The sequence below is a fragment of the Anabaena sp. CCY 0017 genome (genome assembly GCF_963920885.1).
Taxonomy (GTDB): domain Bacteria; phylum Cyanobacteriota; class Cyanobacteriia; order Cyanobacteriales; family Nostocaceae; genus Nodularia.
The window spans coordinates 198,182-214,182 of the sequence record NZ_CAWUDG010000008.1; the positions used below are offsets into that span (position 1 = coordinate 198,182).

The 16,001-nt window shown below is 40.4% G+C and carries 8 protein-coding genes; 4 read left to right on the plus strand and 4 right to left on the minus strand.

Annotation, left to right across the window (positions count from 1 at the left end; genetic code table 11):
- Window positions 1-44: 44 nt before the first annotated feature.
- The 4 genes from ACM0OW_RS12830 to ACM0OW_RS12845 all read right to left on the minus strand — a co-directional run bounded on the left by ACM0OW_RS12830 (window position 45) and on the right by ACM0OW_RS12845 (window position 9,407).
- Window positions 45-1,709, minus strand: a complete 1,665-nt coding sequence (locus tag ACM0OW_RS12830; RefSeq protein WP_414550498.1) for a PfaD family polyunsaturated fatty acid/polyketide biosynthesis protein — start codon at window positions 1,707-1,709, stop codon at window positions 45-47.
- 117 nt (window positions 1,710-1,826) lie between these two features.
- Window positions 1,827-2,108, minus strand: a complete 282-nt coding sequence (locus ACM0OW_RS12835) for a hypothetical protein (protein ID WP_414550486.1) — start codon at window positions 2,106-2,108, stop codon at window positions 1,827-1,829.
- Between the two features lie 44 nt (window positions 2,109-2,152).
- Window positions 2,153-8,665, minus strand: a complete 6,513-nt coding sequence (locus ACM0OW_RS12840; protein ID WP_414550487.1) for an SDR family NAD(P)-dependent oxidoreductase — start codon at window positions 8,663-8,665, stop codon at window positions 2,153-2,155.
- A 454-nt stretch (window positions 8,666-9,119) separates the two neighbouring features.
- On the minus strand, window positions 9,120-9,407 hold the full coding sequence (locus ACM0OW_RS12845) for a hypothetical protein (protein ID WP_414550499.1): 288 nt from the start codon (window positions 9,405-9,407) through the stop codon (window positions 9,120-9,122).
- Window positions 9,408-10,408: 1,001 nt separating this feature from the next.
- On the opposite strand from ACM0OW_RS12845, the gene ACM0OW_RS12850 reads away from it, so the two are divergent.
- From ACM0OW_RS12850 to ACM0OW_RS12865, 4 genes are all read left to right on the plus strand, one after another.
- On the plus strand, window positions 10,409-10,732 hold the full coding sequence (locus ACM0OW_RS12850; protein WP_414550488.1) for a hypothetical protein: 324 nt from the start codon (window positions 10,409-10,411) through the stop codon (window positions 10,730-10,732).
- 504 nt (window positions 10,733-11,236) lie between these two features.
- Window positions 11,237-12,763 (plus strand): ferredoxin:protochlorophyllide reductase (ATP-dependent) subunit B, encoded by a 1,527-nt coding sequence (gene bchB / locus ACM0OW_RS12855; RefSeq protein ID WP_414550489.1) that lies wholly within the window; start codon window positions 11,237-11,239, stop codon window positions 12,761-12,763.
- 355 nt (window positions 12,764-13,118) lie between these two features.
- Window positions 13,119-14,516 carry a protein kinase domain-containing protein gene (locus ACM0OW_RS12860; protein WP_414550490.1) on the plus strand — a complete coding sequence of 466 codons (1,398 nt, stop codon included), beginning with the start codon at window positions 13,119-13,121 and terminating at the stop codon, window positions 14,514-14,516.
- Between the two features lie 425 nt (window positions 14,517-14,941).
- Window positions 14,942-15,910 carry an Rpn family recombination-promoting nuclease/putative transposase gene (locus ACM0OW_RS12865; RefSeq protein ID WP_414550491.1) on the plus strand — a complete coding sequence of 323 codons (969 nt, stop codon included), beginning with the start codon at window positions 14,942-14,944 and terminating at the stop codon, window positions 15,908-15,910.
- Window positions 15,911-16,001 lie beyond the last annotated feature (91 nt).

Below are 16,001 nucleotides of genomic sequence, written 5' to 3' on the forward strand. Positions count from 1 at the left end.
AATCGTAGTCCTATAATTGGGGTAATTCATCTAATTTTCATCCTTTACTGAAAATGAACTGGGTGATATGTACTGTAGTAACTTGGTATTTCTAACCCCTGAATTTTTAAAACTTGCGTCCGGTATAAAAATACTGCACCAGTCATAATGTGGTTAGCAACATCAACAACACGGCGATTATTTAAATCTGCTAAATAAGAACCTTTGATCCAGTTATTGAAGCTTCCCATAGCAGGGCCACACCAGATTTGATAATCAATTTCTCGCCCTTTTTCACCAGAGTTAGACCAACGAGAAGATAATCCCAAATACCAGCGAAAAATCAGAGCCATTTTCAGCTTGGGATTGTGGGCTGCTTTGTGTAATTTATCGGGATTACGTTGAGATAAGTAATTAACTGTTTCTTGCCAAATTGCATCTAGATTAGTTTTGAAAACTTGTTTTTCTAGTTTTTCTCTTTCGGCAGCAGGTATATCCTCAATTGAATCATAATTTTTGTATAACTCAAATAATTTTTGCGCTCGGAGAGGAAAGAGAGTTCCTCTTTTGAGAACTTGCAGCTTTACCCCCATTTCAAACATATCTGCGGCTGGAGCCATCATCACATCAGCCATCTCTGCTTGAGCTAGTAATTCTTTGGTATATTGAGAAGTTCCAGCCTCAATACAGGATTGGTTAATGGAACCAGTGACAACATAAGCAGCGCCCATCATAAAGGCAGCTAAGGCTGATTGTGGAGTGGCAATTCCTCCTGCTACTCCGATTCTGACTGGTTTTTCATAACCATATTGACATTGAATTTGATCTCTTAATTCCAGAATGGATGGTAACAAACAAACCAAAGGACGATTATCTGTATGACCACCAGAATCTGCTTCTACAGTAATATCATCAGCCATCGGAATCTTTGCGGCTAGAGTTGCTTGTAATTCACTAATTAAACCTTGCTGGACTAATTTTTTGAGAATTTTTAAAGGAGCAGGTTCTAAAAATTTGGTGGCAACTTCTCGACGGGAAATTTTGGCAATGACTTTATTTTTGATTTCGATTTGATGGGCTGCATTCAAACCTAGCCCCGCAGCCCGATAATAAACGATGTTTTCAGTCAAATCTAAGAAGGCAGATGCTTCTATGGTTCTGACTTGATATTTCAGGTACAAATCAATGACACCGCGTTCAATAGCAGGTTCACTGGGACTGTGAAGTAAGTTAAAAACGTAAGGGCCTTGGGGTAGGGCTTGTTGAATACGCTTGATGGCTGCTTCCACACGGTCAAGGGATAAACCTCCCGCACCAAATGAACTTAAAATTTTTTCTTTGCCAAGAGCAATTACTAATTCTTCAGACGCAATACCATGAGCCATTGCTCCAGTAGCATAGGCATATTTCACATTGTGAAAATTGAGAAACTTGGGATCGCCTAACTGTTGCATCTGCATAGCTGGTACAGACATTAACAGTTCTATTTCTCCTATTTCTTCATTATAAGTATGAAGTAAGTCCCCTTCATTAGTAACACCTATTTTATCTTTAATTCTAATAACATAACAAGGTTTAGCTAAGTTAAGTAATTTAGCTTTGATTCCATTGCCATCAAAAGATATGGTGTTTAAAGAACCTTGCCAAGTTTGATTACCTGCGGTAAAAAAGTTAGCTGTGTTTAAAAGTGACTTACTGCGTTTATGCTTGATGACATTATTTGTAATCATCACATTTTTATTTTTTTGATTTTTATGGTATATAGGGATAAGTTATGTGGCAGTTATACTTAACAAGTATAAGTTTGCCTAAAGTTGTAAACTTCTGAATGCAGAGTTTTAGCAACTTCATGCTCTATAAGTGGATGAAAAGCTGTATTCACTCAAATCACTTGATTCTTCAAATAATGTTTGGTACAACTCTAGCTGTTGCTGAATAATAGAGCTAATTTGATGTAGTGTTTCTTGTCGTGACTCCAATAAAACAGAGTGAATTTCGTTCATTTTTAAAGCATTTTTGCTCAATTCTCGGTAGTGGAAATCACGTAAATTAGGTTGATTATCTTTATGAATAAATCCATCATTTATACGGCTATTGAGCAACAAGCTTGGAGAGTTTTTTTGTGACATAACTAAAGTATTATTATTTATCTTTTGCGATTGCAGATGTGTAATTAAATTTTTCCGGCTGATTTTGGTAAAATAATACCTCTAGCTCCCATCATCCGGGAATATATTTTTCCGTGGATATCGTGTGTGATCACATCAGCAACTACTGCTGATTCTGTCTTTGATTTTACTTGGCAAGAGATGTAGAGTTTTTTACCAAATGGCAGGTCTGCAAACTGCTCAAAATTATGGATTTCTGAAGGTAAACAACCTAATTGGTGAAAATGTTGAGACCAAATCCATAGTGAATGAACCTGAACATCAGCAATATAAGGGTTGAAGGTTTGGACTGGAAATTGCCCTTGTTGGGTTTCTGGGATTTGAGGCAATAAGCACTCTATAGTTATAGTCTCAGGAGTAATATTTAAAACTCTTTTTACGCCCTGGAAAGCTGAACCATGAAATAAACTTGATGCCCCGTTTTGATAAAATGATGTGCTGATATCTGGGTTGGCTCGCTCCTGGTTAAATGGCTCATAGATGGGAGCTAGGGTAATTTGCTTTTGTAACTTGATATTGGCACTGAAATGATGACGTATTTTATCGCCATTTTTACTCCAAATTTTAGCCTGAACTTCGATTTCATTGACATCAGATTTAGAAATTTCTACTAAATCTAAAGTGTATTCAGGGGCTTGATTTCCATCAAAGATAATTCCCTTCAAAATTTTGAATTTTTGGCAACTAAAGAATTTGTAACCGGGATAGAGTTGTTCACAGGTATTTGCAATCCAAGCTATTGCACAAGTGGCGGGAAGAACTGGTTTACCTGCAATTACATGGTCACGTAAAAATGGATTTGCTGCTAATGTTAATCGCCTTTGGATGCGAAAGCTTTTTAACTCTGGGTTTAATGCTTCTGGGATGTAGATAAGCGGACTACCAATTACTACTTGTGTGCTTTGGTTATTTTTTTGTTCCAGTTCGTTAATTAACATCTGCGCCCCAATTTCCAGGGGAATTGTCTCGATATTTCGTTCAGAAAAAGCCTTTTTTAATTCTGGAGATACCATTCCACTATCCCAAGGCCCCCAGTTAATGGCGACTACATGACAATTGGGATGGTTGCGTTTGAACAGATGGGCTGATTTGTTGAGAATTTCATTAGCGATCGCATAATCAGATTGTCCCACATTTCCGTAAAAGCCGACAACCGAAGAAAACAGCACTAAATATTGCAATTCACGATTTGGTATACACCGTAGCAGGTTTTCTAAACCTTTCACCTTAGCAGCATAAACCGTTTCAAAATCTTGGAGTGTTTTTTTCTCAATCCGTTTATCAGCGAGATTACCGGCTGCATGAATAATACCTGTAACTGGCCCCAAACGCTCCACAGCACTAGCAACTTTTTCAGAAAGCATGACTGCATCAGTCACATCGACACTTAAGTATTCTGCTTGTCCACCCGCCTGTTTAATGGCTTGTAAGGTAGCGGCTATTTCTCGTCTGGATGCAATAGTTTGAAACTTTTTCTGCACCATTGCGGGTGTAGGTTTATCTCCTTTAGCGATGAAACCCTCCATAATTCGCTTTTTCAATTCCATTTCGCCAACATAACCTTCCGCCCATACAGGTTTCGGTTCAGCAGCAGAACGCCCCAGGAGAATAAATCTGCATTGATAACGCTGTGCTAATTCAATCACACATTTAGCTGTTATCCCCTTTGCACCACCACTGACGAGAAATACTTGAGATTGGGGATGAGGTATGGGGTTCGCAAAAATATCATCTGATTTTGGTTCACAGATTAAAGTTGTGCGTCCTTGTGCAGTATATCCCACTTCCACAACCAAGCGATTATGGTCGTGAAGTTCAGCCAGGATATGCTCTACTGAAGTTTGAGCATCTAAATCAGGACTGATATCTAAAGCTCGGCAAAATACAGGTTCCCATTCCTGGTTGACAGTTTTGGTTAATCCGAATAAACCGCTACTAATTGCGCCAAAGTTAGTTTTTTGTCCTAGTCCGAATTCGCCATCCAGACGAGCCACTGTCAAGAAACAACTGCGTCCTTGCTCTGCTGCTTGATTCAACGATTCTTTGAGGTATTTAGCAGTGAGAAAGACGTGACGCAGGAGAGATTTTTCTGTTTCCAGATAGCAGACATGATTACTGCTATTTTGCAAACTTGGGGGATTGAGATGAATGAATGCAGCTACCTTACCATATTCAGAAGCGATCGCATTTAACTGTTGTTGCAAATGTTCCTCGCTCAAATCTGATAGCACTACCCGATTGATACTGTCAGGTAAAGGCGATTGTTTACCAATCAGAGTTTGAGGGAAACTTAAAACAACGGTTTTCCAGCCCCGCTTACTTAAAGCTTCAGCTAATTTTGTAGTAGTCAGGGAACCATCATCAGTGAGCAAAGCAATATGCTGTGCAGGTAAGGTGAAATTTAAAAAATCAGGTTCAGGCAGAAATTTCAGTCTAGCGGGACTGCGGCGAATTAGAGAGTGGCTCTGAGAAGACAAACTATTCCCTACTCCTTCCCCCTTGCTCCCTGTTCCCTGCGCCCCTGCTTCCTCTACCGTCTGTTCTATGTAATCAACTATTTCTTGGAGGGTACGCAGTGGAGCTATTTCTTCAGAATTTGGCTGAGGTAAATCGGGGTATAGCTCTAATAATGCGCCCAGAATCTCGACACGTTTGATAGAATCAATCCCCAAATCAGCTTCAATGTCCATTGACATCTCTAACATTTCGCTGGGGTAGCCTGTCTTATCACTGACGATGGTGAGCAGGGTTTGACTGAGGGTAGCTGCATCAATCTCTACTGGTGGTGCAGCTACTAGAGTTTGATTCTCCTGGGGCGCAATGATATCTAGAACTGGTGTTGGTTGATGATGTGCGCCGTTACCATTACCGTTACCATTACCATTAGAAACTGGCTCAGGTTTAGTAGCCACAGCCGATGCAGTGGTGACTGAAATAGGCTGATATTCTGAATATGTAGGAATGCGAGAACTATCTTGATATTGGAACGACGGAATCAAACTGTGTTCTGTGGTATCATCACAAGTCGGCAGTTGATGTTGTTGGACTAATTGGAAGAAGTTATGAGTATATTCTTGCTGATAGTTCAAGTACTGCTCATGAATGCGGAGGCTGTCAGCTTGATGCTGGTGAAACCGCATGATACTACGCTCTGAACTGGAGATAGCAAGTTGCTGAGTTTGCGGTTCTTGCTGAATGAATTTACCATTTCCCCACAAGATATGCTGTTGTTGCATCAGCCCAAAGAAGGTTTTAGTATATTCTGTCTGATGCTTCAAAGACTGTTCATGAACCTGCAAGATGTGACGTTGATGGCGATTGAATTCAATCAGGGTGTATTCTAAGTTATCTATGGCTCTCTGGTAATTCACGGTTGCTTCGAGATTATTTGGTGTAGACTTGATATCCTGTTGATCTGATTGCCCGTTTTTCATAGATTTAGCCTCATGGACTGTTAACTCCTCTGTAGGTAATTTAGGCTGACCATTAACTGCTACTGTCTCTGTAGGTATGGCTCGATTATGCAAGTTTTCAGCAGTGACAGAGTTTGATATTGTGGAGTAATGACCATTGCTAACCGGCAATTGTGCTTGATGCCCATTTTGTAAAGCTTTTTCAAACAACTGCTTCGTTTTGTCCGAGACATAATTGGTGCTATTTAAGCGCACATTCAAGAGTTGAGTTTGAGGTTCTGGGGGAATGGGGCGCGACTGTTTGTATGGGTCTAGGTTGAATAGAGGTAAACCAGCGACACGCAATTGTACAACAGCTTCTCGGAGAGTGCGATCGCTATCTTTTTGAGGATGAGTATTTAATGCTACAGCTATATGGGATCTCGCGCCCAGAATCTCTCTAACTAAATTAGTCAGAGTATTTCGTGGCCCAAATTCCACAAAGCAATAACCGCCTTCAGCATAAATGTTTTCAATTTCCTCTTGAAACAACACCTGACTTCCCAAATGTTCTTGGAGGATATTTTGAATAACTTTGGGCTGATTGGGGTAAGGAGTCCCGGTAAAATTGGTATAAACCGGGATTTGTGGCTGTTGCAAAGTCACCCTTTCAATAGCATTCGCAAAAGGTTTCACAGCATAAGCCACCAAGGATGTATGAAAAGCTGCGGAAACTGTCAGCAATCCAGTATAGAACCCTTGCGCCGTCAGCATCTCTTCAACTTTAGCAATTTCCGCCTTTGTCCCCGCCAGCACCATCTGTTGATGGGAATTCAAATTAGCAATATGAACCAGAGGGAAATTTTCGATCAGTTTTTTAACCTGACTCACATCCCCTTTCACCGCCAACATGGTTCCATGATCTAATTGAGAATTTGGGGGTGTAGCCATAGCTTGACCTCTAGCTTTAACCAAGAAGTAATAATCCTCCTCACTCAAAACCCCCGCAACCCATAAAGCGGTCAGTTCTCCGAAACTATGTCCGGCTACCATATCTGCTTTAAAACCCGCTTGTTGTAGAATCTTGTACAGACCCGCACTAAAAGCGCCAATGGCTGGCTGTGCATATTCGGTCAGTTGTAAAACTGACATCTGCGCTGCTTTTGATTCTGGATTAAACACAGGATGCGGAAATACCACTTCAGAAACAGGCTGTAAACCGTCTTGGCTTAAAAGCCTGTCCATCTCTGCATAAGTCTGTCGTAAGCAGGGAAAGTTGATTACCAGTTCCCGACCCATTTCTAAGTATTGTGAGCCTTGACCAGAAAACAGAGCCACAACTTTCTGATCTTTGCTGATACCAGTTTTACGGTAATAAATTCCTTGGGGATGTTCCCAAGATTCAGCTTCTAACTTGTTTTTCAGCAAGTCAATAGATTTTTGTAACAACTCACCAGCTTGAGTTAAAGAATTAGCAACAAACCCGACTCTAGCATCCGTAATTGGGATTTCTAAAGCTTGAACAGCCGCAATTAGTTCTGCATAATGCCGTTCTCTCCCATCAGATTGTAATTGCTCTTGGATTTCTTCACAGCGCGATAACAGATGTTCTGGTGTTTTAGCTGATATCAATACTGATTCAGCAATATTATGTATGCGATAAGGCTGGTTGTGTTCGTGTTTGTATTCTTCCAAAACTACGTGATAGTTCGTCCCACCAAAGCCAAAAGCACTAACTCCAGCCCTTCTCGGTTGGTCATTGCGAGTAATCCAAGGTCTAGTTTCCGTGTTTAAATAAAACGGAGAATTTTCAATATTGAGTTTAGGGTGGGGTTGAGTAATATTAATTGTAGGTGGCAATACTTTATGATGCAGAGCCAAAGCAGTTTTAATTAAACTCGCCGCACCCGCAGCCGCTTTTGTATGTCCAATCTGTGATTTGACGCTTCCCAGGGCAATATATTGTTGTTTGGGGTTATTTTCGCTAAAAACTGTTTTAATAGAGGAGAATTCTGTGGGATCTCCAGCCATAGTGCCAGTGCCGTGTGCTTCAATTAAACCCACACTTGTAGGCGAACAGTCTGCATCTTCATAAGCACGATGTAGAGCTGTGATTTGACCTTCTGAACGAGGTGCATAGATGCTTTTATAGCGACCATCGCTAGAACTGCCAATCCCTTTAATTACTGCATAGATGCGGTCATTGTCTCGCTCGGCATCTTCCAGGCGCTTCAGTACCAACATCCCCACACCTTCACCCAACATCATCCCATCAGAATCGGCATCGAATGGTTTGACATTCTCACTGGGAGAAACAGCCGGGGTTTTGCTGAAACACATATAAGCCAGGATGGAGTTATCTGTGTCCACTCCACCAGTCAGCATCATATCAGACCGATGTTCAACAAGCTCACTAATGGCGATTTTCAACGCACCCAAAGAACTAGCACAAGCAGCATCGACGACACAGTTCATTCCTCCCAAATCTAAGAAGTTGGCAATTCGTCCGCTAATCACATTAGCTAACATCCCTGGGAAGGCGTTCTCATTCCACTCCACATAAGCGCTTTTGATTTTCTCAACTATGCTTTGTGTATCTTCATCAGATAAGCCACTGCTTTTAAGAACTTTTTCCCAAACCGGGTACTGCAATCTCGAACTCAGAGGTATCGCCAATTGCCTAGATATCTCCACACCCAATACTACACCAGTGCGTTGGCGAAGCCTATCGTAGATATCGCGATTAAACTGCCGAAAGTCACCATAACCAGCATCTTCGATGGCAGATTTAGCAACTAGCAAACCTAACAATTGAGAAATATCTGTAACTTCTAAAATATCGGGTGGTAAACCAAATTCCATCGGATTGAAATCCACATCTGGGATAAATCCACCCCGTTTACAGTAGGTTTTGTCAGGTGTTCTGGGGTTAGCGTCGTAATAATCATCTATGTTCCAACGGGAAGGCGGAACATCTGTAATACAATCAACTTTCTGAACAATATTTTCCCAATATTCCTGTAAATTTTGGGCTTGCGGAAATATAGAACCCATACCGACAATAGCAATCTGGGTATGTCGGAGTTTTCTATTTATTTGGTTAGTATTTAGCGGTACGTTTGTCACTATAATCTTTTTCCCCTGTATTAGCTTTAGCAGAGATTTCTCACAATTGCTGATTTGATTGATCTTGCATTTGTTCTAATTCAGCTTCAATTTTAGAAGCAGCCATGACTTCAACTTCATTATTTTAATGTGCTTGGGAAATGTAGCTATGTTGACTGTAGTTCCTCTATCAAGTAGAAAATTAGCAATAATTTATTGGATTAAGAATTGCTGTTGGCAAATAAATTACAGATATAGATAGAAAGTTGCAGTCTAATTTATTTAACAACTTGAGCTAGGATAGCTTGATATTGAACCTGTGCTTAACCTGTAATGTCCTATTAGTTTGCCAATCACAGCTATATTAGACTGGTTGATTCTTAATCGCAACTTATATGCAACTCAATATCTATGACTAGAGAAAATACTGGCAAACCTGGTGATATCAGCATATAAATTGTTATTATTTACATAGCTATACATCGGTCTTAATAACTGAGTCAAGATTAGTTTCTGAATTAGCATGGTCAGATTTTTTCCTATTTATTCCCTGTTTTTGAGTAGAAGCTAATAATTTTTGCTCTAGCTCACTAATACTAATTCCGAGATCAGTGGCGGTTTTATTTTTCCACTCTTCTAGCTCAAAATCATGCTGATTGAGCCATTCATGCACCACCAGGCGTGCCATCTCTGCTTTCCGAAGAGTTTGGCGAGCTGCATGAAAAATTAGCCTCTGATTATCAAAATTTGGTAACGAGAGCATAAATCGCTGTAATCTCATTTTGTCTCTGCTCTGTGGAGGGCTATAACTATTAATTAAATAGTTGTTTACAGTTTGACTTCTTATTATGCCATATAGTGAAACTATCTAAATATAAATTGCATAACAATTGCATAGGTGTAATTCTTATGCGTTTGAAATATAAGCTTTAGTTAATTATCCAATGTATATTCTTATGTGCCACACCATATTTACGCCACCCAATTAGTAAGCTGAAGTCTGTATAGGGAAGCAAGGAAAAATTGTGATTTACCAATGACTAATAAGCAATGACTTTTTTTCCATCTGTCTAAGGATTGATTCAGTTTGAAAGTATAATTTCCCAAGTAGAGACTATTGTTAAAAAGCTCACAGCGTTGATAGAAAAAATAAGAACTTTATCCGCAAATCACTACAAATTTTAGAACTTAGAAATAGGACGCTGGCGATAAAACACTCTATACAACAGGTTGAATTTATTTGAACTACATCTGCCATTGGGAATATTAATATGCCTGTAAAGCGAGAATATATTCACCTAAACATCGTTATGAATATTGTATTTTAATTAAATTATTACCGTTAAAAACGATTTTTTGTTGGCGAGATGTAAATTTATTTACTAATACTTTTATTTTCTTTAAGAAAATTTCAGCAATTAATTGTGTATCAACTATTTTATTAAATAGAATATCCAATAATAGTTCTTAGCTATAACTTGCCTACAAAAAATATCTATGCCATTTTGCCATTGTTTTATCATTAAATATGTTGCTTATGGGTTGCAATTGAGTATCATGATGTTTATTCTAAGTGATAGAAAGGGTAATTAAATAATGTGGATTTTGCAAATAGAGTACAGAGACATAAACTTGCTTGATGATCTCATTCCTCTATTCATGGAAATTCACTGAGGATGACAATACACTTACATATAATGAAACCGTGGTGCATCAAGCATTCTACATAATTAGACTGACACGAAACTATAAGGGATTGCTGGCATGAGACTATCTGAGTTAGATCCACTCATACCGCTAGTTGAGTTAAGAGAAGAACTACTGAAATTGCCCAAAGGCTATTCGTTTTATGAACAAGAAATAGTCGATTTCTTATCCCGACGCAGATGGCCTGAGAGTAATCGCCGCATTGACCGGACAACTTTTTGGCGCTGGAGGACAGATAACAAAATTGAGCATCAAAAACTATTCAGCCGATTGGATATTTTGAAACTATGCCAAATTTGTGACCATTACCGGATAGATGGAACACGTCGTGAATACTTAGCCATTTTGAACCATCAAAAAGAGGCAGTGCTAAATAAATAAGTAATCATTAGTTATTTAGTTGTTGAAGATACATAACCCACTAATTATTCAGTCTGTGGGCGTAAAGATTCATTACTAATGACCAATGCTTACTTGACAAACTTCGGGAATGATTTGTCGATAGCACCGCAGGGCTGAAGGGGCGTATTACTATAATACGCCCAGACAAAAACAACGGATGGCGATCGCCCTTTAGTCAGTCATCCCAAATTAGCCTTAGCAGATGAAGGCTTGGCGGTGCAAAATATTCTTAGCATTAATTTAACAATCAACAAAAAATGATAAAAATACTTGTCCAATCATTAAGAGTTATTTAATTAAACAACAGGAATATTGTTAAAAACAAAAGCTAAACCCCAATCAGTGACTCAATTTCAGCCATTAATTACCAACCCAATCAGCAAAAACTCCCCTTTCATTGCGACTCCAACATTTGAGACAATCAGAAGCGATTTCATAATCAAGCACTTATAGTTATTTCAGTTGCAAAGGGAGAACACATTCATGAAATTAGCTTACTGGATGTATGCAGGGCCAGCCCACATCGGTACATTGCGAGTCGCGAGTTCATTTAAAAACGTCCATGCGATTATGCACGCCCCACTAGGCGATGACTACTTCAACGTCATGCGCTCCATGTTATCACGGGAGAAAAACTTCACCCCTGTAACCACCAGTGTAGTTGACCGCAACGTTTTAGCTAGGGGTTCTCAAGAAAAAGTGGTAGATAACATCGTCCGCAAAGATGGTGAAGAACATCCCGATTTAATTGTGTTAACTCCCACCTGCACATCTAGCATTCTCCAAGAAGATTTACACAACTTTGTAGAACGGGCGCAGCTAGAAGCCAAAGGCGATGTCATGTTAGCGGATGTCAACCACTACCGCTTTAACGAACTGCAAGCCGCAGACCGCACACTGCATCAAATCGTGCAGTATTACATTGAAAAAGCCCGCAAACGGGGCGAATTACCAGAAGGCAAAACGGCAAAACCTTCTGTTAACATTATAGGTAATTCTACCCTGGGTTTTCATAACAACCACGACTGCACCGAACTCAAGCGGCTGATGGCTGACTTAGGAATTGAAATCAATACAATCATTCCTGAAGGTGCTTCAGTTCATGACTTGAAAAAATTACCCCAAGCTTGGTTTAACTTGGTTCCTTACCGAGAACTGGGTTTAGCCACTGCGGCTTACTTAGAAGAACAATTTGGTACACCTTGTGTAGATATTACCCCAATGGGTGTAGTAGAAACTGCCAGATGTATCCGTAAAATTCAGCAGGTAATTAACGCCCAAGGCGCTGAAGCTGATTACGAAGCATTCATCAACGAACAAACCATGAATGTATCTCAAGCTGTGTGGTTCTCCCGTTCTATTGACTGTCAAAACTTGACTGGTAAAAAAGCCGTAGTTTTTGGAGACAATACCCACGCTGCGGCCATGACCAAGATTTTGTCCAGAGAAATGGGGATACACGTAGTTTGGGCGGGAACCTACTGTAAATATGATGCAGACTGGTTCCGCGAACAAGTGAGCGAATATTGTGACGAAGTGCTGATTACCGACGATCACGGAGAAATTGGAGATGCGATCGCCCGCGTCGAACCCTCAGCCATATTCGGTACACAAATGGAACGCCACGTAGGAAAACGCTTAGACATTCCTTGTGGAGTCATAGCTTCACCCATACACGTCCAGAACTTCCCCATCGGATACAAACCATTTTTAGGTTACGAAGGGACAAATCAGATCACAGATTTGATATACAACTCCTTCACCTTGGGAATGGAAGATCACCTCTTAGAAATCTTCGGTGGACACGACACCAAAGAAGTAATCACCAAAGGAATATCAGCCGACTCAGACCTCAACTGGTCGAAAGACGGACAAGCCGAACTCAACAAAATTCCCGGATTTGTGCGAGGTAAAGTCAAACGCAACACCGAGAAATTTGCCCGTGAGAGAGGCTTCAAAGAGATTAACGCCGAAGTGCTTTATGCAGCCAAAGAATCCGTAGGCGCTTAGAAAAGAGGAAAGGGAGCAGGGAGCAGGGAGCAGGGGAGAAAAAAACCTTGTTTAAGCTGGAGGCTTTACGCTATATAGATCCCCGACTTCTTCAAGAAGTCGGGGATCTGAGCCTCACGGTGCTTACCGAAGTAGACATCTTAATATCATAAATCCTGTAAAGTAAGCATCTTGCCCACATTTGTATAAAACTTTACATTAACCCAAACCCAACTCTTAACTCCCCTCCTCGCTTGCGGGGAGGGGTTGGGGGTGGGGTTCTTAATTAATCGCTTATACTGTAATTTATACAAAACCACACCCTGATTCCCTGGTAGACATCGCCGCAGGACAGGGTATTTATCTTGACAAATATATGGAATATATAATTTGGCAAACCGACCAACCAATAAACAAAGGTAGATTTATCATTCAGGGTGAACTGGGTAGAGGAGGATTTGGCATTACCTACAAAGCCAAAGAACCCAACACAGGGAAATTATACGCCATCAAAACCCTGAATCAGCGAATGCAACGCGAAAACGACTTTGCCGAACAACAGGTAAAATTTATTAACGAAGCCTTGACGATGAAAGGCTTTGACCATCGCCATATACTCAAAGTTAATGAAGTCATCCAAGAAGGTGAACTTTTTGGCGTAGTCATGGAATATATAAATGGCGTAACTTTATTTGAATATGTCCAGAAAAAAGGACAACTATTAGAAACAGAAGCACTATTATATATAGACCAAATTGGACAGGCTTTAGAATATATTCATCAAAAGGGACACTTACACCGAGATATCAAACCGCAAAATATCCTCTTACGACAAAATCAACAAGAAGCGGTGTTAATTGACTTTGGTTTAACCCGGAGTATTGCTACCCAAAGCATGACTCAATCACGCACAGAAGGTTATGCACCCATAGAACAATATAGACGCAAAGGTAATTTTGGTTCCCATACCGATGTTTACGCTTTAGCTGCAACTTTATATTATCTCCTGACTGCGGACGGACTGAAAGCAGAGGAAGAGATATACCCAGTCCCGGCGCTAAATCGTAAGTATGATGATGAACCTTTACCAGAACCACGCAGTTATAATTCCCGTATTAGTCAGAGGGTGAATGATGCGATTTTACAGGGGATGGCGTTAGAACCCGAAGAACGTACCCCAACGGTGTTGCAGTTTCGGAAAAATTTGGGTTTGGTTGTCACCTCAGTACCAACCCCTCAGCGCCAGCATGAGAGAATCACCCCACCCCCTAACGTCAGCGAGGAGGGGGGATTAAAATCAGCCGTAGGGATGGACTATAGCAAATTGCGTGACTTACTCGCTGCTGGGAAGTGGCAAGAAGCAAATGAGGAAACAGAACGGGTAATGTTAGCGGTAGCGAAGCGGGAAGGAAACGGTTTGTTAAATGTAGAAGATATTGATAACTTTCCCTGTGTAGACCTCCGCACTATTGACCAGTTGTGGGTAAAATATAGTAATGGGCGATTTGGCTTTTCTGTCCAAAAGCGCATTTATCAAAGTTTGGGTGGAACAAGAGAGTACAACGAAAAAATCTGGGAAGCTTTTGGGGAAAAAGTTGGATGGAGAAAAGGAGGAGACTGGTTTTACTCAGATATTACTTATGATATTAAAGCACCATCAGCCCACTTTCCTTGTGTTGTGTGTGATGATTTTTGGGGAGATTTGGGGAAATATTGTTTTAGGGGAAATGAGGGTGTGTGTCTCTTCTCTCGCGTCGAGACTTGTAAAGTGTAACACGCCCTAGCGGGAAGTCAAAAGTTAAAAGTCAAAAGTCAAAATTATAGAGATTAATTATTGTTTCAATTTTTGCTTAGTTATGATAATTGACTTAGCGATAATTTTAATCAATTGTTCGCATTCATCAATAAGATCGGCGATTTTTTCATTAGTGATTAATTCTGACTTAACTAATAACTTTAACTAGTATTTTGTTTCCCTTGCTTCCTTGAGAGATATGATAGCATTCCACTTTTTTGCCCGTCATTGCGAACGTAACGAAGTGGAGTGAAGCAATCGCAAAATCTCCGAATAACCACAAACCTATGCGATTGCTTCGTCGTTCCTCCTCGCAATGACAATTATTCTATTGTTGCGAAATACTAACGACAATAATAATAAACCCGCCCCAACAACCATAAAAAATCCTCCGCCATCAATTCATGACCAACGTTAACGAACGCGCCGATTTTGATAGCCCCTGGAAAGAAATTCTGGAAGCATATTTTCCCCAAGCCATGCAATTCTTTTTCCCAGAAACAGCAGCATTAATTGACTGGGAACGTCCCTACCAATTTCTCAACAAAGAATTTCAACAAATCGCCTGTGAAGCCGAACAAGGTAAACGATATGCAGACCAATTAGTAAAAGTTTGGCAAATCCAAGGACAAGAACTGTGGTTATTAATTCATGTAGAAATTCAGGCGCAAAAAGAAGATAATTTTAGTAAGCGGATGTTTACTTATAACTTTCGCATCTTTGACCGCTTTGACCAACCAGCAATCAGCTTGGCCATTCTGTGCGACACCAACCGAGAATGGCGACCCAGCAACTACAGTTACAATTATCCCGACACCCGCTTAGACTTTGAATTTGGTAGCGTCAAACTTTTAGATTACGAAGATAGTTGGGAAGAGTTAGAAAATAGCAATAATCCCTTTGCGACAGTAGTCATGGCGCATTTGAAAACCCAACAGACACGCTCATCACCAGCCGAACGCAAAATCTGGAAATTCCGCCTAATTCGCCGATTATACGACATAGGCTTACAAGAGCAAGACATTCGCAACCTCTATCGATTCATCGATTGGGTTATGATTTTACCAAAAGCATTAGAGAATCAATTCTGGGACGAATTTAAACAATTTGAGCAGGAGAGGACTATGAGATATGTCACCACAGGTGAGCGCATAGGCTACGAGCGAGGAAGAGAAGAGGGAAAACAAGAAGGACGACAAGAAGGCGAACAGGCGATTATTTTAAAACTACTCAAAAGACGAGTAGGTGAACTATCCCCAGAAATACAACAGCGCATCCAATCACTTTCGGGAAATCAATTAGAAACCCTTGGCGAAGCTTTACTAGATTTCACAAGTATGTCAGATTTACTCAACTGGTTGGAATCAAATTAACCGTACTCACTTTTCACGGGATATGGAAAACCCCACGCGAAACCTAACCCCCTAGCCCCCTTCCCTGGTAGGGAAGGGGGAAAATTCAAAG

Coding starts and splice junctions, on each gene's coding strand:
- ACM0OW_RS12835 (WP_414550486.1), bottom strand. CDS start 2,108: ATGTCACAAAAAAACTCTCCAAGCTTGTTGCTCAATAGCCGTATAAAT.
- ACM0OW_RS12860 (WP_414550490.1), top strand. CDS start 13,119: ATGGAATATATAATTTGGCAAACCGACCAACCAATAAACAAAGGTAGA.
- ACM0OW_RS12865 (WP_414550491.1), top strand. CDS start 14,942: ATGACCAACGTTAACGAACGCGCCGATTTTGATAGCCCCTGGAAAGAA.
- ACM0OW_RS12845 (WP_414550499.1), bottom strand. CDS start 9,407: ATGCTCTCGTTACCAAATTTTGATAATCAGAGGCTAATTTTTCATGCA.
- bchB (WP_414550489.1), top strand. CDS start 11,237: ATGAAATTAGCTTACTGGATGTATGCAGGGCCAGCCCACATCGGTACA.
- ACM0OW_RS12850 (WP_414550488.1), top strand. CDS start 10,409: ATGAGACTATCTGAGTTAGATCCACTCATACCGCTAGTTGAGTTAAGA.
- ACM0OW_RS12830 (WP_414550498.1), bottom strand. CDS start 1,709: ATGATTACAAATAATGTCATCAAGCATAAACGCAGTAAGTCACTTTTA.